At 40.7% G+C, this 20,726-nt stretch carries 17 protein-coding genes; 5 read left to right on the top strand and 12 right to left on the bottom strand.

Annotation, left to right across the window (positions count from 1 at the left end; all coding sequences use genetic code 11):
* The first annotated feature begins 21 nt into the window (after positions 1–21).
* A complete protein-coding gene (galU, locus tag SP4011_RS00985) occupies positions 22–921 on the top strand; it encodes a UTP--glucose-1-phosphate uridylyltransferase GalU (protein WP_338619509.1) in 900 nt (299 codons plus the stop codon).
* Between the two features lie 251 nt (positions 922–1,172).
* Here galU and SP4011_RS00980 read toward each other — a convergent pair whose 3' ends face one another.
* From SP4011_RS00980 to pbp1b, 6 genes are all read right to left on the bottom strand, one after another.
* On the bottom strand, positions 1,173–1,847 hold the full coding sequence (locus SP4011_RS00980; RefSeq protein ID WP_338619507.1) for a rhomboid family intramembrane serine protease: 675 nt from the start codon (positions 1,845–1,847) through the stop codon (positions 1,173–1,175).
* Positions 1,831–2,370 (bottom strand): 5-formyltetrahydrofolate cyclo-ligase, encoded by a 540-nt coding sequence (locus SP4011_RS00975; protein WP_338619506.1) that lies wholly within the window; start codon positions 2,368–2,370, stop codon positions 1,831–1,833. The genes SP4011_RS00980 and SP4011_RS00975 overlap by 17 nt, the downstream gene beginning before the upstream one ends.
* Positions 2,371–2,381: 11 nt before the next feature.
* Positions 2,382–3,512, bottom strand: a complete 1,131-nt coding sequence (locus tag SP4011_RS00970; protein WP_338619505.1) for an N-acetyldiaminopimelate deacetylase — start codon at positions 3,510–3,512, stop codon at positions 2,382–2,384.
* Positions 3,513–3,580: 68 nt separating this feature from the next.
* The gene (gene dapD, locus SP4011_RS00965) at positions 3,581–4,279 is read right to left on the bottom strand and encodes a 2,3,4,5-tetrahydropyridine-2,6-dicarboxylate N-acetyltransferase (protein WP_164226280.1); all 699 of its coding nucleotides are present in this window, start codon (positions 4,277–4,279) and stop codon (positions 3,581–3,583) included.
* Positions 4,280–4,508: 229 nt separating this feature from the next.
* Positions 4,509–5,420, bottom strand: coding sequence for an EamA family transporter (locus SP4011_RS00960; protein ID WP_120164291.1), 912 nt, complete (start codon positions 5,418–5,420; stop codon positions 4,509–4,511).
* 82 nt (positions 5,421–5,502) lie between these two features.
* The gene (gene pbp1b, locus SP4011_RS00955; protein WP_338619502.1) at positions 5,503–7,968 is read right to left on the bottom strand and encodes a penicillin-binding protein PBP1B; all 2,466 of its coding nucleotides are present in this window, start codon (positions 7,966–7,968) and stop codon (positions 5,503–5,505) included.
* Between the two features lie 141 nt (positions 7,969–8,109).
* Between pbp1b and tyrS the strand changes: the two genes are divergently transcribed.
* Positions 8,110–9,366 carry a tyrosine--tRNA ligase gene (gene tyrS / locus SP4011_RS00950; protein ID WP_120164293.1) on the top strand — a complete coding sequence of 419 codons (1,257 nt, stop codon included), beginning with the start codon at positions 8,110–8,112 and terminating at the stop codon, positions 9,364–9,366.
* 77 nt (positions 9,367–9,443) lie between these two features.
* Here the strand turns inward: tyrS and SP4011_RS00945 are convergent, their stop codons facing one another.
* Entirely contained in the window at positions 9,444–11,507 is a 2,064-nt protein-coding gene (locus tag SP4011_RS00945) for a heavy metal translocating P-type ATPase (RefSeq protein WP_120164294.1), read from the bottom strand.
* Position 11,508: 1 nt separating this feature from the next.
* The gene (locus SP4011_RS00940) at positions 11,509–11,787 is read right to left on the bottom strand and encodes a DUF6110 family protein (RefSeq protein WP_000910910.1); all 279 of its coding nucleotides are present in this window, start codon (positions 11,785–11,787) and stop codon (positions 11,509–11,511) included.
* A gap of 150 nt (positions 11,788–11,937) precedes the next feature.
* Here SP4011_RS00940 and SP4011_RS00935 point away from each other — a divergent pair, with 150 nt between their 5' ends.
* Positions 11,938–12,786: a putative RNA methyltransferase gene (locus tag SP4011_RS00935; protein WP_120164295.1), complete on the top strand. Its 849-nt coding sequence runs from the start codon at positions 11,938–11,940 to the stop codon at positions 12,784–12,786.
* A 337-nt stretch (positions 12,787–13,123) separates the two neighbouring features.
* On the opposite strand, the gene SP4011_RS00930 is transcribed toward SP4011_RS00935, so the two are convergent.
* Complete coding sequence (locus tag SP4011_RS00930) at positions 13,124–13,339, bottom strand: hypothetical protein (protein WP_120164296.1); 216 nt, start codon at positions 13,337–13,339, stop codon at positions 13,124–13,126.
* A gap of 67 nt (positions 13,340–13,406) precedes the next feature.
* On the opposite strand from SP4011_RS00930, the gene SP4011_RS00925 reads away from it, so the two are divergent.
* A complete protein-coding gene (locus SP4011_RS00925; protein ID WP_338619500.1) occupies positions 13,407–13,979 on the top strand; it encodes a hypothetical protein in 573 nt (190 codons plus the stop codon).
* A 139-nt stretch (positions 13,980–14,118) separates the two neighbouring features.
* On the opposite strand, the gene SP4011_RS00920 is transcribed toward SP4011_RS00925, so the two are convergent.
* The 3 genes from SP4011_RS00920 to malQ all read right to left on the bottom strand — a co-directional run bounded on the left by SP4011_RS00920 (position 14,119) and on the right by malQ (position 18,821).
* Complete coding sequence (locus SP4011_RS00920) at positions 14,119–14,307, bottom strand: hypothetical protein (protein WP_057488177.1); 189 nt, start codon at positions 14,305–14,307, stop codon at positions 14,119–14,121.
* 712 nt (positions 14,308–15,019) lie between these two features.
* A complete protein-coding gene (gene glgP, locus SP4011_RS00915; RefSeq protein ID WP_220052609.1) occupies positions 15,020–17,278 on the bottom strand; it encodes a glycogen/starch/alpha-glucan family phosphorylase in 2,259 nt (752 codons plus the stop codon).
* Between the two features lie 25 nt (positions 17,279–17,303).
* Positions 17,304–18,821 carry a 4-alpha-glucanotransferase gene (gene malQ / locus SP4011_RS00910; protein ID WP_338619495.1) on the bottom strand — a complete coding sequence of 506 codons (1,518 nt, stop codon included), beginning with the start codon at positions 18,819–18,821 and terminating at the stop codon, positions 17,304–17,306.
* A 554-nt stretch (positions 18,822–19,375) separates the two neighbouring features.
* Here malQ and SP4011_RS00905 point away from each other — a divergent pair.
* The gene (locus tag SP4011_RS00905) at positions 19,376–20,647 is read left to right on the top strand and encodes a maltodextrin ABC transporter substrate-binding protein (RefSeq protein ID WP_338619493.1); all 1,272 of its coding nucleotides are present in this window, start codon (positions 19,376–19,378) and stop codon (positions 20,645–20,647) included.
* Positions 20,648–20,726 lie beyond the last annotated feature (79 nt).

Below are 20,726 nucleotides of genomic sequence, written 5' to 3'. Positions count from 1 at the left end.
CCCTCTAAAGAAAGGATTCTTATGACATCAAAAGTTAGAAAGGCAGTCATCCCTGCCGCTGGGCTTGGAACTCGATTTTTACCAGCAACTAAGGCACTTGCCAAAGAAATGTTGCCAATCGTAGACAAACCAACTATCCAGTTTATCGTGGAAGAGGCTCTCAAATCAGGTATTGAAGATATTCTAGTTGTCACTGGTAAATCAAAACGTTCTATTGAGGACCACTTTGACTCAAACTTTGAGCTTGAATACAATCTTAAAGAAAAAGGTAAAACGGATTTGTTAAAATTGGTAGATGAAGCAACTGGTATGCGCCTCCATTTCATTCGCCAAACTCACCCTCGTGGTCTTGGAGACGCTGTCTTACAAGCCAAAGCTTTTGTAGGGAATGAGCCCTTCGTTGTTATGCTGGGCGATGACCTTATGGACATCACAAATGAGAATGCCGTTCCTTTGACAAAACAACTGATGAATGATTACGAAAAGACACACGCATCAACCATTGCTGTCATGCCCGTACCACACGAAGACGTTTCATCATATGGAGTTATCGCTCCTCAAGGTGAAGGGATTAATGGTCTCTACAGCGTTGAAACTTTCGTAGAAAAACCAGCTCCCGAAGATGCACCAAGTGATCTAGCAATTATCGGTCGCTATCTGCTCACACCAGAGATTTTTGAAATCCTCGAAAAGCAAGCTCCTGGTGCTGGAAATGAAATCCAGCTTACCGATGCTATCGATACGCTTAATAAAACACAACGTGTTTTCGCCCGTGAATTTACAGGAGCTCGTTACGACGTTGGGGATAAGTTTGGCTTTATGAAAACATCTATTGACTACGCCCTCAAACATCCACAAGTCAAAGATGACTTAAAAGATTACCTCATCCAACTGGGAAAAGAATTAGCTGAGAAGGAATAATACCCTTCGAAAATCTCTTCAAACCACGTTAGCGTTGCCTTGCCGTATATATGGTTACTGACTTCGTCAGTCTTATCTGCAACCTCAAAACAGTGTTTTGAGCTGACTTCGTCAGTTCTATCTACAACCTCAAAGCAGTGCTTTGAGCAACCTGCTGCTAGTTTCCTAGTTTGCTTTTTGATTTTCATTGAGTATAAAACAAAAAAGATAAGGTTCAAAAAATGCCTTATCTTTTTTCATTACACAAATTTTCATCCCATTCCCTTGTAGAGAAGCAAGACTGCGAGTCCTACGAATAACACTAACGCTACCAGTCTCTGACTAGCACTATATATCCGTCTTTCTCCTCTAACTGGAAAGATAACTGCTAGAAATGCTCCACCAACTGCACCTCCGATATGACCTGCTAGACTGATTCCAGGAATCAGAACACTTCCAATAATGTTAACCACAAAAAGTGTCAGATAAGATTGCCCTAGCTGTTGGATATAAGGATTGCGAGTTGCATAGCGAAGAACAATAATCGCAGCAAATAGCCCATAGAGAGAAGTAGAAGCTCCTGCTGCTAAGGATTTTGGACTAAACTCAAAAACAAAGAGATTGCCCATCATTCCTGATAAGAGATAGAGAAAGAAAAACTGCTTAGAACCGAAAATTTCCTCTACCTGCCTACCAAGATAATAAAGCGAAAGCATATTAACAATGAAATGCTCCCACCCAATATGAACAAAAATGGCAGAGAAGAGACGCCAAACCTGCTCAGGAAAGAGGTGAATGACAGGTCCGTACATGGCTCCAAATCGAAATAGGGTATCTGCCCTGTAAAAGTTTCCTCCTGTGGTCACCAACATTAGTAGAAATACCAAGGCCGTCACTAAGAGGAAAAAACTCGTCACAGGATAACGCCTATCAAAGATTTCCTTCATCAATCAGTACCTCCTGAACAGGAATATCATGATTTTCAGGGCTAAAGTCCCGAATTTGACAAGGATAAACCGTACTCAAAGTATGACCAGGAAAATGTTTCAGATAGCGGTCATAATAACCTCCGCCATAGCCAATTCGATATCCCTTTGTCGTAAAAGCCAGCCCTGGAACATGAATCAAATCAATCTGAGAGGCATCCACCACTTCCAAATCTCCCTGTGGTTCCAGTAATCCAAAGGAAGTTTTTACCAACTGCTGCGGATCATAGACCACAAAGTCCATGCGCCCTTTGGGATAAGTTTTAGGTATCAGAACCTTCTTGCCGTCCTTCAGCGCCTGCTCAATCAATCCCTGAGTTTGAAACTCATGAGGAAAAGAGAGATAGGTTGCGATGATCTTGGCTTCTTGGTAGAAGGGGTGTTGTAAAAGTCGCTCAGTTAAAGCTTGGTCTATAAACTGTTTTTGCTCTCGAGGGATAGCCTTCATTTCGTGCAAGACTTGCTTACGTAATTCCGATTTCATAGACAAGCCCTCTACTCTGCTGCCTTCTTTTTCAGGAAACTAGAAACCGCATCAACCCCAATAGCTAGTGCCTCTTCCTTAGGGCTCATCTGAGGGTGATGAAGGGCGTAAGGACTATCAATACCTAGCCAAAACATAACGCCATCTATCTTCGAAAGGAGATAACCAAAGTCCTCACCTGTCATAGCTGGCTCGATATCAATCAGCTCGATTCCCTCTTTTTCTTCAAAGAAATCCATCAGTTCACGCGCCAAGGCTGGATGGTTCTCAACAGGCAGGTAACCACCTTGCTTGAGTTCCACCTCAACTTCCATACCAAAGGCTGCTGCAACTCCTTCTGCAACTGTTTTGACCCGCTTTTGCACCAAGAGACTCATGTCCTGTGTCAAGGCCCGAATAGTTCCATGTAAAAAGGCTGTGTCTGTGATAACATTGTTGGTTGTTCCAGCCTGAAAAAGACCAAAGGTCACTACTGCTCCCTCGATTGGGTTGACATTGCGGCTAACAACTGACTGCACTTGGGTCACAAAGTAACTAGCAGCCACCAAGGCGTCATTGGCTTCATGAGGAAAAGCTGCGTGGCCACCTTTGCCTTTGAAACGGATCTTCACCTCACAGGTCCCTGCAAAGAGTGTATGAGTATTAGTCGCAATCTGACCAACCTTCAAATCTGGACGGACATGGAGACCATAAAATTGGTCTGGCAACCAGTCTCCAAAAGCACCATCCTCATACATGAGCATACCACCAGCTTCATTTTCTTCAGCAGGTTGAAACAGAAAGAGCAGATTATTCTTTGGTTGCTCCTCAAGGGCTCGCTCAAGACAGCCCAAGGCAATAGTCATATGAAAATCATGGCCACAAGCGTGCATACGACCTTGGTGCTGGGAAGCGAAAGGAAGGCCTGTTTGTTCGACGATAGGCAGGCCATCAATATCTGTTCTCCAACCAATGGTACGCTCTGGCTGACTTCCCTGCAAATAGACCAAAATCCCTGTCCGCCAAGTACGAACTTGGACAAAATCCTTGCCTGCAGTCAATTTCTCAATCACATCCAGCAGATAAGCCTGAGTCTTGAACTCCTCCAAGCCAATCTCTGGAATCTGGTGCAAATCTCGTCTAGTCTGAATCAAATCTAACATCTATCTATCCTCCTATATAGCAGAAAGAGGCTGGAAAAAGGGTCCCGCCTCTATTTTTCTTTTACAAATCACAAGGTACGAAGCGCATCCTCTAGCGCTGTTTTTTGTTGGGTTTGGGCATCAATCTCTTTGATAATACGAGCTGGAACACCTGCTACCACCACGTTTTCTGGGACATCTTGGGTAACAATAGCTCCCGCTGCGACAACTGAACCACTACCGATTTGAACTCCTTCGATGACCACTGCATTAGCGCCGATAAGAACATTATCTCCAACACGGACTGGTTCTGCGCTAGCTGGCTCAATCACACCTGCAAGAACGGCACCTGCACCAACGTGACTGTTTTTCCCAACTATGGCACGGCCACCAAGGATGGCACCCATATCAATCATGGTTCCTGCACCAATTTCAGCACCGATATTGATGACTGCTCCCATCATGATAACAGCACTGTCACCAATTTCAACCTGATCACGGATAATCGCACCTGGCTCGATACGAGCATTGATAGCACGTTTATCTAGCAAAGGAACTGCAGAATTACGAGCATCTTGCTCAACAACATAGTCTTGATTTTCTACCAAACCATCTAGAAGCGGAGCCACGTCCTTCCAGTCTCCAAATAGGACATTCCCTAATTTGACAACAGAGCTTGGTACAGCAGTTGCAAGTTGTCCTTCAAAGGTTACTTTAACACTGGTTTTCTTTTCGGCATTGGCGATAAATTGGATAATTTCTTGTGCGTTCATTTTTGTAGCAGTCATAGGCGCCTCCTAGTTCATTTTAATGATACCTATTCTACCAAAAAAGGCCTCAAATTTGAAGCCTTTTTGTCTGTTTTTAGGTATGATTTTTTAGGGATGTGAGATAAAACGTGCTGTCGGTAAAAGCAAGCCCCTACCGATACAACCTAAAAACAATCTTCACAACTATCTCCCCGTGTTTTATTGACTATTCTAGTATAGCACACTTTTAGAATTAAGAAAAGACTTTTTATCTACTTTCTTTCGCTTCTTCTACCGATAGGAAAATCATGGGCAAAATAATCAAGGCCATCGCTAGAAGGAGGGACCAATCCACTACCAATCCTAAGAACAAAACACTCAAGAGAGCAGAAGAGAGAGGTTCACTGGCACTGATAACGGAAACCACCAGAGGAGAAACCAAGGACACAGCCTTCATGGAAATGAAAAAGGCAAAAGCCGTCCCGAAAAAAGCGATAATAAGGCAAATCAAGATACTCCAAATATCAGGAGTAAAGGAAAGCTGATAAACCGGCGAGAGGACATTGCTAAACAAACCTGCCAAAATCATCCCCCACCCAACCGTAGGTACAAAACCATAACGTTTCGCAAAAGGTTGGGGTAAGATAACATTAAACATGACCCCCATAGCACTCAGCAAACCCGTCACAAGTGCTAGTGGTGTCATGGATAACTGAGAGAGATCGCCCTTTGTCGCCATCAGGCCAACACCCAACATGGCAACCAAAACATAAAAAATAGCGCTTTTTGACGCTCGTTTTTGATAAACCAAGCGATTGTAAAAGAGGATAAAGACTGGACTGATAAACTGTAAAATAGTCGCTGTCGCTGCATTTGAGTATTCTACACAGAGATAGAAAAAATACTGAACTGAAAAAATCCCCAAAATAGCATAGGCTAAAAAGGGCAGGTAATTTTTCTTATCTCGCCAAATATCTAGCACTTGCGATTTTAATTGCATTGCAGACCAAATGAGTACAAGACTTCCTGCCAGTGTCAAACGCATAGAGGTAATCCAGCCCGAAGACACCTGATAATGAGTAAAGAAGTACTCTCCTAAAATCCCACAGATTCCCCAGATTAAGCCGGATAGGAGCGAATAAATGGTTCCTTTAACAATCTTTTTCTGATACTGATTCATACCTTTATTGTAACACGAAAGGAAAAAAGAAAAAAGTGGCAATCCATTGATTAGCCACTTCATTTAGCACAGTTTATAGAACTTATCGTCTCGCCCTTGAAGAAGAAGGTCGTGTAGTACTTGAGTTACTGCTATCGCTAGAACTACTACTTGAACTGCTGGAGCTTGATGGAGTTGGTAGTGTGCTAACGATACTTGACCAAGCATTTTGATAATCTGACTCACTTCCTCCAATAGCAAAATGATAGCTGGTCGTTGGCGCTCCTGCCTTATTAGCCCAATAGCTGGTAACAGTCGAACCTGTGACCTCTACCTCTTTTCCTTCAACAGAAACCTTCCCTGGTTTTTGACCTGTTGATTTCAAAACTTCGGATTTTACGACACTAGGATCTAAAGCGAAGCGCTCGTTCCCCCAAATGCTTGGGGAGGCTTGCTGAATCGCATTTACCAGATGAGCCATGTAATTAGAGTTATTGGAATAACCTGCTCTACGTGACAGTGAATGATTATCATCATGCCCAATCCAGCCACCCAGGGTTAATCTAGGTGTCGAAAGCATGAGCCACATATTTTCGTCTTGGTTGGTTGTACCAGTCTTCCCAATCCAATCTGCATTAGCCAGAGTAGGATTTAAAACAGTCAGATTCGTCTTGAAGGTTGTTGTCACACGAGAGGATAGAACTTCTCGCAACAAGCCCTGCATAATCGTCGCAGTAGCTTTTGAATAGACTTGAACCGGTTTATCCTGATACTCATACACCACTCTACCATCTGCTGCTTCAATCTTTGAAATCACATGCTTCTGATGATAAACTCCGTTATTAGCTAAGGTCTGATAGCCATTGGTATGCTGGGCAACTGTGACTTCAATACCACCACCCATCGGCAGGCTCTCAATACCGTACTCAGGAATCTCGTAACCCATCTTTTCCATATACCCCTTGACATCAACCCCCTTTTCACGAAGCATACGATAGGTCCAGTAAGCAGGGATATTCCATGAATAGTTCAGAGCTTCTCCCAAGGTCATCATTCCTGTTCCCTTGCTATTAGCATACATAATCGGATTACCATTAGCAAAGTTTGTTGGATAGTTAGATAGAATCGTTTCGCTTCCCATCAAGCCCTGGTCAATAGCAATACCGTAGGCCAGCAAGGGCTTGGTAGTAGAAGCTGGCGAACGTTTAGTATCAAAGGCATGATTATTTTGATTTTCTTGATAATTACGACCACCTACAAAGCCTAGAATAGCACCTGTTTGGTTGTCCATCAAGACATTCCCTACTTCTACACGACCTGTTCCATCGTCTAAAAGATAGCCATAATCAGCAACCGCACTTTGCATAGCAGAATGAATTTTCTGATCTATAGTAGTAGTAATCTTATAACCACCATTTTCAATTTCCTTGGCTGCCAAATCGCGATAAAACTTCTGAGTTGCCTCATTTTTCAACTCCTTAGCGGAGACATTGTCTCTCTGAGCTAGATAGTCATACATACGTTCTTGAGCTTCCGCCAAAGTTGTAAAGTATAAATAGTCTCGCGAAATTCCTGTGACCGTGCCCGATGGTAAAAAGTCCTGTTTAAGATCATAATCCTTGTATTGAGAATACTCGTCTTTGCCTAAGGCACCTGTACGATACATACTGTAAAGAACTGCCTTAGCCCGTCTTAAGCCAATTTCTAGGTCTTCATCACTCTTCAACTCCCCAGTATTTTCATAAGGAGAGTAAGTAATGGGACTCTGTGGAAGTCCTGCTAAAAATGCTGCTTGAGGAACCGTCAACTGACTCGCATCTACACCGAAAATCCCCTCGGCTGCCTGCTGAGCTCCTGCAATATTCTGCCCCTTATTATTTCGACCAAAGGGAGCCACATTGAGATAGGTCGTTAAAATCTCATCCTTATTCATGGCACGTTCCAAGGCAAGAGCATCCACAATCTCTGTCGCCTTACGAGCCAAGGTCGGCGCATCCCCAACCACCTGCTGTTTAATTAGTTGCTGGGTCAAGGTTGAACCCCCACTTGAGGAACCCAAACCTACAAATTTCCCCAAGGTCGCACGAATCACCGCCTTCGGCACTACACCCTTATGTTCTTTAAAGTGTTCATCTTCTGTCGCAATGATAGCCTTCTTCAGATTTTCCGAAATTTGCTCAGATGAGATAGAAGTGCGCAACAAATCACTCTCTATGGAAGCAATTACCGTCCCGTCCGCATGGGTAATCTCTGAAATAGAAGAGATGTCCTTGACCTGATTCACCAATTCTTCTGTCTGAGGCACACGTACCTTGTCAAATAAGGCCACTCCGTACCCCAAAGCAATCCCAGCTCCCAACATTCCTCCTAGAAAACCGAGTACAAAGAGTAAGTTAAATAAGGCTTTTATACTCAGTAAAATAGCTGGAAAAATGGCTGGCTTCTCTAAGGATTTAGATTTCTCAGCACTTGAACCTTTCTTGGCCGGCCTAGCTGATTTTTTATGTTTTTGTTTTTGCTGGAAAAATTCCAGCATTTTTCGTTTTAATTCATTTAATTGATTTTGCATGGATTTCCTCACTCTATCTATTATACCACAAAAGGGAAACTTTCAATAAAATAGCCACTTTCTTCCCTATTCTGCTAGGCTATTGCCCAAGTTTGTGATACAATAGGTAGAAACAATAATTTTAAAAAGGAGAAAAGACACATGCACATTTTTGATGAGCTAAAAGAGCGTGGTTTGATTTTTCAAACGACTGATGAAGAAGCTTTGCGTAAAGCCCTAGAAGAAGGTCAAGTTTCTTACTATACTGGCTACGATCCAACTGCTGACAGCCTTCACCTAGGCCACCTTGTCGCAATCTTGACAAGTCGTCGCTTGCAACTAGCAGGTCACAAACCTTATGCGCTCGTTGGCGGTGCTACAGGTCTCATCGGAGATCCGTCCTTCAAAGATGCTGAACGTAGTCTCCAAACAAAAGACACAGTAGATGGCTGGGTCAAGTCTATCCAAGGACAACTTTCTCGTTTTCTTGACTTTGAAAATGGTGAAAACAAGGCTGTCATGGTCAACAACTACGACTGGTTTGGCAGCATCAGCTTCATTGACTTCCTCCGTGATATTGGAAAATACTTCACTGTCAACTACATGATGAGTAAAGAGTCTGTAAAAAAACGGATTGAAACTGGGATTTCTTACACTGAGTTCGCTTACCAAATCATGCAAGGGTACGACTTCTTCGTCCTTAACCAAGACCACAACGTAACGCTTCAAATCGGTGGTTCTGACCAGTGGGGAAATATGACAGCTGGTACTGAATTGCTTCGTCGTAAAGCTGACAAGACTGGTCACGTAATCACTGTTCCACTGATTACAGATGCAACTGGTAAGAAATTTGGTAAATCAGAAGGAAACGCAGTCTGGCTCAATCCTGAAAAGACTTCTCCATACGAAATGTACCAATTCTGGATGAACGTTATGGACGCTGACGCTGTTCGCTTCTTGAAGATCTTTACTTTCTTGTCACTTGAAGAGATTGAAGATATTCGTAAACAATTTGAAGCAGCGCCACACGAACGCTTGGCTCAAAAAGTCTTGGCTCGTGAAGTCGTCACACTTGTTCACGGAGAAGAAGCTTACAAAGAAGCCCTCAACATCACTGAGCAACTCTTTGCAGGAAACATCAAAAATCTTTCTGTTAAAGAGCTTAAACAAGGACTTCGTGGTGTACCAAACTACCAAGTACAAGCAGACGAAAATCACAATATCGTAGAACTGCTCGTCTCATCTGGTGTGGTTAACTCAAAACGCCAAGCCCGTGAAGACGTCCAAAACGGAGCTATCTACGTCAACGGCGACCGCATCCAAGACCTTGACTATGTCTTGACTGACGCAGATAAGCTTGAGAATGAACTGACTGTTATCCGTCGTGGAAAGAAAAAATATTTTGTATTGACTTACTAAACTGTTCAACATTTACCTATAAACAAAGGAGTTAACCTCGAGAAAGGTAACTCCTTTTTGCTGTTAATAACTCTCATCTATCTATTTTTAATAGACAGACTACGCAGGACAATGCGCAAGGTTGTTAGATTATGTAAGATAGAGAGATTTGAAGGACTGAGCCAATTAAACAAGCCAAAGCCAATCAAACTACTATTTACGACAACGGTATCTTGAATATTCTTCTTGATGAGTGTTTGCAAAGATGATGATAGCCAATCCAACTCTTGGAAGAAATCCAAACGATTATCTAACAATAAGATATCACTCATCTGCTTAGAAATATCTGCACTCTCATTCATCACCACACCGATATCTGATAGGGTTAGAGCCGCTGAGTCATTCAATCCATCTCCAACCATCAAAATAGTGTGACCTGCTTTCTGCAGTTCTTCTACTAACTCAAATTTTCCATCAGGTTTCAAGTCTGTATAGACCTGATCAAAGGGCAAATCTTTGACTAATTCCTCTGTCCTAACTAGGGTGTCCCCTGTTGCCAGAATCAATTTTTTCCCTTGTGCCTTAAGTTTCTCCAAGGCTGCCTTAGCTTCTTTTCTCAAAGGAGTATGGATGCAGAACATTCCAATCAATTCATTCTGATAAGCCAAGAATAAGAGATTGTAGTGACTCTTGTACTCTTCAATTAAAGCATTTTGCTCCGAACTGATATGAATCTGCTCATCCTGCATCAAGACATAATTTCCAATAAGAACTGGTTGCCCATCTATATGAGATTTGATCCCCTTGCTTGCGATATATTGGAGTTTTCCATGCATTTCCTCATGTTCAATCCCCTCTATCTCAGCTTGCTTGACGATGGCATTAGCGATAGGATGATAAATGTGCTCCTCAAGACAGGCACTGATTCTGAGAATATCTTCCTCATTATAGTCCCCAAAAGGTAACACCTTTTCAACTATAGGATAACTAGTTGTGATTGTTCCCGTCTTATCAAACAAGAAAGTATCAACTTCCAGATATTTCTCCAGAACATCCCCATCCTTAATCACCATTTCACGATTCAACCCCTCCTTGATAGCTGTCAAATAAGCTACAGGAGTAGAGATTTTCAAAGCGCAGGAGAAATCGACCAATAAGAAAGAAATGGCCTTCGAAAAAGAACCTGTCAATAGGTAAGTCAGCCCAGCCCCCAAGAAATTATATTTGACGACCTTGTCCGCCATCTTGATGAAATAGCGTTGTTTCGTTTTCTTGTTTTCTTCAGATTTCTTCATCAACTCAATCAGCTGTAAAATACGGCTGTTCATCTGATTATCGGTTACACGAATGCGTAGCTCCCCAGTCTCCAAGACTGTGTTTGCACAAACCGAATCAGACTCTCTTTTTTCAACTGGAAAACTCTCTCCCGTCAAGGAACTTTCGTTGACCATACCTAAACCTGAAACTACTTGTCCATCAAACAGAATTTCATTTCCTTGAGATAGGACCAAGACATCTCCTATTTGAACGTCGGAACTCTTGATACTAACGACCGTATCGCCCTGTACTAAGAATACATCGCTCTCTTTTGCAAGAAGACTCTGTTCTAAATCCGTTGCAGTTTTTTTCAAAGACCACTGATCTAAATGATTCCCCAAATCAAGCATAAACATGATATTGCTAGCTGTCTTGGATTGGTTCATAAACAAGGACAATAAAATCGCCGAACAGTCCAAGACCTCCATCGTTAGTTCCTTACGCGCTAGTGTTTGATAGGCTTCTCTAATATAGCCAAAAGCCTGATAACAAGTCCATATATAGCGAATGGGATACGGCACAAAACTACGAAAAAGCACACGCTTAATCGCTGCACCTGAAACAATAGAATAAGCACTCTCTTCTCTACGAATGGGAAGAGTCATCAACTCAGAAACTTTCCCTTTATCAATTCTTTTTAAAAAGGCTTCTGCATTATCTAATACAGAAAAGCCTTCTTTTATGCGTAGAGTAAAGTGCTGTTGATCCATGTAAAACTGGATAGACTCAATCCCCTTTTCATCTCTCGCCAAGGAACGAAGATAGTCTTGAATATCCAAGGTGAGCGAAAAAGAAGATGATAGTCGGATATGTTGGTATCCTCTATGTAGCACTTTAAAAGACATATTATTCTCCTATAAGGCTATCTAATTGCTCTTCTTTTTTCTCTTGCTCATACAAATATTTGGCATCTTGCAAGACATCGTCTCCATGTTGCTTCACAACAGAAACAGATGCATCTAGCCCGTCTTTCAACTTGTAAGCCTTAGCCAAAGCTTTAGAATAACCTTTTTTAGCTTCCTTACTTGCCAAGATTTTCAAACCAAGGGTACCAAATGCGACACCACCCAAAAAGAGTGATGATTTTTTCGCAACTTTTGCAACGGTTAATACTTCTTTTAACATACTTATTTCCTCCTTATCATTATTATATAGCATTTTGGATATAAAAGCAATTTAATTTTGGCACTTTGAAAAGTAATTATACTACTATTTAATTCTATTACAAATCATCCTAAAGTTGCTTTCATTTGCCTCTTTTGATACACTTAAACTATGAATACAAATCTCAAACCCAAACTCCAACGCTTTGCTTCTGCGACTGCCTTTGCCTGTCCTGTCTGTCAAGAAAATCTAGCTCTGGTAGAGAGCAGCCTCAAATGTAACAATCGCCATTCTTTTGATCTGGCAAAATTTGGCTATGTCAATCTGGCACCTCAAATCAAGCAATCTGCCAACTACGACAAAGAAAACTTTCAAAACCGCCAACAAATCCTAGAAGCTGGCTTTTACCAAGCTATTTTAGATGCTGTATCTGACTTGTTAGCAAATTCAGAAACTAGCACCACAGTCTTAGATATCGGTTGTGGCGAAGGATTCTATTCTCGCAAACTTCAAGAAAGTCATCCTGACAAAACCTTCTATGCTTTTGACATCTCCAAAGATTCCGTCCAAATCGCTGCCAAGAGTGAACCCAACTGGGCAGTCAACTGGTTCGTTGGTGACTTAGCTCGTCTTCCTATAAAAGACGCTAGCATGGATATTCTGCTTGATATCTTCTCACCTGCCAACTATGGAGAATTTCGTCGCGTTTTATCCAAAGACGGTATCTTGATAAAGGTTATCCCAACTGAAAATCATCTCAAGGAAATCCGTCAAAGGGTACAGAACCAGCTGACAAACAAGGATTATTCTAATCAAGGTATCAAAAATCATTTCCAAGAACACTTTACCATCCTATCTAGTCAAACTGCCTCTCTGACTAAGACTATCACATCAGAGCAACTTCAAGCCCTACTCAGCATGACCCCTCTCCTCTTTCACGTTGACCAGAGCAAGATTGACTGGAGCGACTTGACAGAGATTACCATTGAAGCAGAGATTTTGGTTGGGAAAGCATTCTAAACTAGACTTCCCAAAAGTAGAAAACTTACTGAGAATCTTCAATATTACGAAAACGCATAAGAACAGGTGGTCAAAACCTTAATCTTATGCGTTTTGTTATAGTTTCCATACACATTAAGGGGAAATAGTTGAAACCAGTTCTTTTAATAACCATTGAATACCATATAGTACATTTACCCCAAATATGATATAGGCCGTATAAATCAAGTATTTCGATTTCTCCCGCCTTAAAGAATAAATCTTGTACAAGATAAACAAATTTAAAATAATAAATAATAGAGACAAAATCTTCCTCCAAAAATCAATCCTAAAGGTACACAGCTAAGCACCCTAATCTTTATTTTCGATTCGAGATAACAAACTTATCAATAAATAGCAAGTGAAATAAGGCAAGTACAAATCCCCAGAAACTCCCTCGAAGCGAGATTTCTTGATGATTGAGAGGAAACAAATCATGGTTACCTATATAGAGGCATGTCAAAATAACAAATAAAATCCAAAATAAATCCGTCCATTTATATTTTGAAAAATATTTTTTAAAATAATAACATATTTTTCTTGACTACAATAACATTATATGATAAAATGTAAGCAAATACAAATAAAAAGGAGAAAAGCTCATGAACAAATCAATGAAATTTATTTCGATTTTTTTGACGTCAATTGTGTTAATTGTATCAGCGATTCCAAGTGTTTCAGCTGTATACGCTTCTGAACAAGTATCACAAATTGAAACAAATATGGAACTTCAACCTATCACTTCTCTAACAGAAGAACAAATCAATACACTTGCAAACGAAATCCAATCTTTTCATCCAGACGTCTCACAACAATGGATCAAAGAAGTAATTAACCGACAATTACAAGGCGATTATACAATCCCACCTACATACTCTCCATTTAGAGCAGCTTGGCAAGGTATTACAGTTAATCAAATGGGTGCTCTATTAGATACTGCAATAGCTTTAGCATTAGGAGGAACTACTGCAGGCCTTGCAAGTCTAATTAAAGTAAAAGGAAAACATGCAGTAAAAAGTGCTATTCGTTCAGCAATTTCTAAATATCTAGGTAGTTGGTTTGTAAATGATGTTGCTTTAGAATTCGCTATGAATTTATTATCACCGGGGACTTATTTAGCAGAATTATGGGATAAAAATGATGCCTTTCCTAACAACGGAAGAATTAACTTTTAATCATGAGATATACAATAAAATTAATTGGGTATAACGTATTTTCGTTGTTTATATTCTTTATCTTATCAATGTTGTTTAAAGTTCCCTTTAGGTGGTGGATCAGCATTGCAATGACGACTTCGTCGTACATTGTATATAATTACTTAAAGAAAAATAGAGAAAAGGAATGATCTGATATAAGATCATTCCTTTTCTGCTTTCTGTAAATCCCTCGGAGTGTGTTTGGCGCTTTGATACGAAGTGTCAAAGCTGTATAAACGTTACTATTTCCAAAAAAGTAACAGAAAATTCCTGCTTTGTAGGACTGCTTTGGGTTAGTAATAGACATGTCGACTCACCCTATCTCCTGATGGCGAAAAGAGTTTAGCAATGGTGCAAGTTGTTCTGAATTCGAGAAAAAACATGCCGAAATCGAAGAAAAGCGTGCAGAACTTGAAGCGAAGAAGCAAGAAATGTTGAAGCGCTTGGATAAATAGAATTTAGAAAACAGAAAAAACTAAAAAGAATGTAGGGTTTATTTCCCTACATTCTTAAAATAACTTAGTACATAAATGACAATGCTGCCACCGCCGTCAATATTGCAAAAACTATTTTCCAAATTTTTTTATTTTTTCCAAAAATCTTATCAGGTAACAAGCTTATTACAAGAAAGGTAATAAACAACACCAATTTAAGTGTGTATATCATAAAAACACCTTCTTTCTTTACTACAATAACATTATATAATAAAATGTAAGCGAATACAAGATATATGAGTTAATCAACTACGAAAAAATATAAGGCTGAAGACAGTAAAAAGCAGTATTTAAAGCCTTCACTGTATCTATGATTTCTATCTTTTTAAGACAAGATTGACTCAAATCTACATCATTAAAAAAGCGAATTTCAATCGAAACTCGCTTTTTTACAAAATGTATTAGTATGAATTTGTATCTTATACTCAATGAAAATCAAAGAGCAAACTAGGAAGCTAGCCGCAGGCTGTACTTGAGTACGGCAAGGCAACGCTGACGTGGTTTGAATTTGATTTTCGAAGAGTATTAGTTCAAGTGCCAGATATCTTCGTTATACTGAGCGATTGTACGGTCAGATGAGAAGAATCCTGCTTTAGAAATGTTAACGATAACTTTATCCAACCATGCGTCACGGTCTTCGTAGTCAGCAAGCATTTGCTCTTTAACCTTGATGTAGTCTTCCAAGTCAAGAAGGGTCATGAACCAGTCTTTGTTGATCAATTCATTGTAAAGACGTTCCAAGCGCTCTTTATTTCCAGCTGCAAGAACTGCATCGCTAACGATGAAGTCAACCAATGGTTTGATAGCTTCACGAGCGTAGAATTCGCTTGATTTGTAAGCTGCTTTTGCGTAAAGGTCGATAACAGTTTCTGAATCTTCACCAAAGATGTAGATGTTTTCGTCGCCAACCAACTCAGCGATTTCCACGTTAGCACCGTCCATAGTACCAAGAGTCAAAGCTCCGTTCAACATGAATTTCATGTTACCAGTACCTGAAGCTTCTTTAGAAGCAAGTGAGATTTGTTCTGAAATATCACATGCTGGGATAAGGAAGCTTGCTGCAGTAACGTTGTAGTTTTCAACCATAACTACTTGCAAGTGTGGAGCTACTGCTGGATCGTTAGCAATAACTTCTGACATGCAAAGAATCAAGTGGATAATGTCTTGAGCGATTGTGTAGGCTGGAGCTGCTTTACCACCAAAGAAGATTGTGATTGGACGAGCAGGGATGTTACCAGCTTTGATGTCAAGGTATTTGTGGATCACGTACAAGGCGTTCATTTGTTGACGTTTGTACTCGTGAAGACGTTTGATTTGGATGTCAAAGATAGAGTTTGGATTGATTTCCACACCTTGGTGTTCTTTCAAGTGACGAGCCAATTTACGTTTGTTGTGAGCCTTGATGCTTTCCAATTTTTCTTTGACAGCTGCTTTGTCTTCATAAGACAAGAGTTTTTCAAGCTCATCAGCTTCATGGTGCCAGCCGTCTCCAAGAATCTCATCCAAGTAGTGAGACAATCTTGGGTTAGCATGCATGAGCCAACGACGGAAAGTGATACCGTTTGTTTTGTTGTTGAATTTTTCTGGGTAAAGGTCGTAGAAAGCTTTCAACTCAGAGTTCTTCAAGATTTCAGTGTGAAGTGCTGCTACCCCGTTAACACTGTATCCGTAGTGAATATCCATGTGAGCCATGTGAACACGTCCGCTCTCATCGATGATTTGAACAGCTGGATCTTTGTATTCTGCTTTCACGCGACGGTCCAATTCTTCGATGATTGGTACCAAGTGAGGAACCACTTCTTGCAAGAATTCAAGAGGCCATTTTTCAAGGGCTTCAGCAAGGATTGTGTGGTTAGTGTAGGCAGTCATACTACGAACGATTGAGATTGCTTCGTCAAGCTCGATACCACGTGCAGTCAAAAGACGGATCAATTCAGGGATAACCATTGATGGGTGAGTATCGTTGATTTGCACAACTGCGTAGTCAGCAAGGTCATGCAAGTTGCTTCCTTTTTCAATTGCTTCGTCGATGATCAATTGCGCACCGTTTGAAACCATGAAGTATTGTTGGAAGATACGGAGCAATTCACCTTGACGGTCACTATCATCTGGGTAAAGGAAGAGAGTCAAGTTGCGAGCGATGTCTGTCTTGTCAAAGCTGATACCGTCTTTAATAATAGAAGAATCAACTGAATCCAAGTCAAACAAACGCAAGCGGTTCTTCGTTTCTGTCTTGTAACCAGGAACATCAATATCATAAAGAGTTGATGTCAAAGTAAAGTCTGCAAATGGCACTTGGTAGCTACGGCTTGAGCGAACCAACCAGTTTTGCTCTGTCAACCATGCATTTGGAATTGTTTCTTGTTGGTTGTTTTTAAGAACTTGTTGGAAAAGACCAAAGTGGTAGTTAAGACCAACACCGTCACCATTCAAACCAAGAGTAGCAATTGAGTCGATAAAGCAGGCGGCCAAACGTCCCAAACCACCATTACCAAGAGATGGTTCTAATTCAACTTCTTCAACTTCGATCAAGTCTTTACCTGCAGCAGCAAGTTCTTTTTTGACATCGTCGTAAAGACCAAGGTTGATCAAGTTGTTTGACAAGAGTTTACCAATCAAGAACTCAGCTGAGATGTAGTAAACTTTTTTCTTACCAGTGTTAACTGGTTTTTGGCTACTTGCAAGCTTGCTATAGTTAAGAAGAGCAAGGTAAAGCTCTTCATTGCTACATTCTGCAATGGTTTTATTGTAACGATTTTGTACAAATTCTTGTAGTGATAACATGTTTAAGATGTCTCCTGATATTGTATTATTTCTTTAAATCTACCAAATTTTCATTGATTCGGCGATAGATTGTTGTCAAGTCAAGCAAACCTTCCTCGACAGCTGGTGTCAATTGATCTTCAGTCATACGCCAAGACCAGTTTCCACCAAGGGTAGATGGGAAGTTCATACGAGCTGTCTCATCCAATTCTAGCAAATCTTGCATAGTTGCAATTGCCATGAAGCTAACTGATGAAAAGACTGTACGAAGCATAGCGTGTGGAACTGTTTCATACTCTTTACGGTTCGTGTAACGAGCCATGTACTCACGAGTCGCATCATCGATCTCGTTACGGTACCAGCCAAGGACCGTATTGTTATCGTGTGTTCCTGTGTACATAACTGAGTTAGCAGGTGCCAAGTGTGGGCTATCGATGCTTTCGTCTTCTGGGTTGAAAGCAAATTGAAGAATCTTCATTCCTGGGAAGCCAGTACGTTCACGCAACTCAATAACTTCATCTGTCATGAAGCCAAGGTCTTCTGCGATGATGTTTAGCTCACCAAGTTCTTCCTTAACGGCTGCAAAAAGCTTGTAGCCTGGACCTTTCACCCACTCACCAGGTGCTGCTGTATCGGAACCAGCAGGGATTTCCCAGTAAGATTCGAAGCCACGGAAGTGGTCGATACGAACGATATCGTAGATTTTGAAGCTTTCACGCAAGCGTTCAATCCACCATTTGTAACCGTCTTTATCCATTGCTTCCCAGTCATAGATTGGGTTACCCCAAAGCTGACCAGTTGCAGAAAACTCATCTGGTGGGCATCCTGCGATACAAGTTGCTTTACCGTTGACATCTGTCTTGAAGAGATGTGGATTTGCCCACATATCGCTTGAATCTTCCGCTACGTAGATTGGCATGTCCCCAACGATTTCGATGTGGTTGTCGTTAGCGTAAGCTTTCAATTTCAACCATTGTTGGAAGAAGAAGTATTGAGTCACACGGTGGTAAACCAACTTGTCTGCTAATTGCTCACGGTAGTTTTCAAGTGCTGAAGCTTTACGAGCACGAGCATCAGCATCTGGCCATTCAGTCCAAGCAAGATTGTCAAAATGCTCTTTGATAGCCATATACTCTGCAAAGAGTTCAAGCCATGATTGGTTGTCTTGAGCAAATTTCTCAAAATCTTTAACATCTCCTACTTCCAAGAAACGTTTTACCGCTTTTTCTAAAAGAGGACGACGTGCATAGTAGATTTTCGCATAATCAACTTCAGACGCATCGCTACCAAAATCAACTCCTTCAAGGTCACTTGCTTCCAACAAACCTTGCTCCACCAAGATATCCAAATCGATAAAATGAGTGTTTCCTGCGAAGGCTGAGAAAGATTGGTAAGGAGAATCCCCGTAACTAGTTGTTCCTAGTGGAAGGATTTGCCAGTAACGTTGTTTTGTACGAACCAAGAAATCAACGAAGTCGTAAGCACTTTGACCAAATGATCCGATTCCGTATGCTCCTGGAAGAGAAGAGATGTGCATCAACACACCACTTTGACGTTTTTTCATAATAGCACCTCATGTGTTAAAATTAATGGAACGTTGCGTATTTTTGCAGACGCAAACGTTTGCGCTACTTATAAGTATACTCCTTTTCAAGCATAATTGCAAGCGTTTTTAAAAAACTTTTTTGATTATTTTTAAGGAGACTAACCCATTTTAGCAAAGATAACTTAAAACTATCTAATCCTAAAGTTTGACTCTCACAGAACAGTCTACAAACTGCAAATCCTCCCCTAGAAAACTTGAATTTAGATGCAAGGAGGCACAAAGGTCTATAGAAAATAGATAGGAATTAGAAACAGGGAGATAGCCCCTCCTGATTTCCCTCTTTAGACAGATTCCATCTATTTTTTATTAAAAATACTGTATTCTTATCTATTTCACACTTTTCTTCTATTAAAAAGCAAAATCATGCTATCAAATCAAGCTTAAAATTTTTTTAAAATTTTTGACAAAAACACTTGCAACCGTTTTCTATTTGTGCTATACTAAGCTCATAAAGGAAAACGTTTGCGTTTTCCTTATCAATAAAACTTGTTATTCTTTAGGAGGAATACACTATGTCATCTAAATTCATGAAGAGCGCTGCGGTGCTTGGAACTGTTACACTTGCTAGCTTGCTTTTGGTAGCTTGTGGAAGCAAAACTGCTGATAAGCCTGCTGAGTCTGGTTCATCTGAAGCCAAAGAACTCACTGTATATGTAGACGAAGGATATAAGAGCTATATTGAAGAGATTGCTAAAGCTTATGAAAAAGAAGCTGGCGTAAAAATTACTCTTAAAACTGGTGATGCTCTAGGAGGTCTTGATAAACTTTCACTTGATAACCAATCTGGTAATGTCCCTGATATTATGATGGCTCCATACGACCGTGTAGGTAGCCTTGGTTCTGACGGACAACTTTCAGAAGTGAAATTGAGCGATGGTGCTAAAACAGACGACACAACTAAATCTCTTGTAACCGCTGCTAATGGTAAAGTTTACGGTGCTCCTGCCGTTATCGAGTCACTTGTTATGTACTACAACAAAGACTTGGTAAAAGATGCTCCAAAAACATTTGCTGACTTGGAAAACCTTGCTAAAGATAGCAAATATGCCTTCGCTGGAGAAGATGGCAAAACTACTGCCTTCCTAGCTGACTGGACAAACTTCTACTATGCATACGGACTTCTTGCTGGTAACGGCGGATACGTATTCGGTCAAAATGGTAAAGATCCTAAAGACATCGGTCTTGCCAACGACGGTTCTATCGCAGGTATCAACTACGCTAAATCTTGGTATGAAAAATGGCCTAAAGGTATGCAAGATACAGAAGGTGCTGGAAACTTGATCCAAACTCATTTCCAAGAAGGTAAAACAGCTGCTATCATCGACGGACCTTGGAAAGCTCAAGCCTTCAAAGATGCTAAAGTAAACTACGGAGTTGCAACTATTCCAACTCTTCCAAATGGAAAAGAATATGCTGCATTCGGTGGTGGTAAAGCCTGGGTCATCCCTCAAGCCGTTAAGAACCTTGAAGCCGCACAAAAATTTGTAGACTTCCTTGTTTCAACTGAACAACAAAAAGCCTTATACGATAAGACTAATGAAATCCCAGCTAATACTGAAGCTCGTTCATACGCTGAAGGTAAAAACGATGAGTTGACAACAGCTGTTATCAAACAGTTCAAGAGCACTCAGCCACTGCCAAACATCTCTCAAATGTCTGCAGTTTGGGATCCAGCGAAAAACATGCTCTTTGATGCTGTAAGTGGTCAAAAAGATGCGAAAACATCTGCTAACGATGCTGTAACATTGATTAAAGAAACAATCAAACAAAAATTTGGTGAATAACAAATTTGTTCAAGGGGGGTGGAAATCAAATCCCCCTTTGAATTTATCAATAGAAACACAAATAATTTAGCTTTCTTAT

Source organism: Streptococcus parapneumoniae, from assembly GCF_037076355.1.
In the GTDB taxonomy this organism is placed as follows: Bacteria; Bacillota; Bacilli; order Lactobacillales; family Streptococcaceae; genus Streptococcus; species Streptococcus parapneumoniae.
The sequence above is the reverse complement of the archived record's forward strand: the minus strand, read 5'-3'. Positions and strand labels throughout refer to the sequence as shown.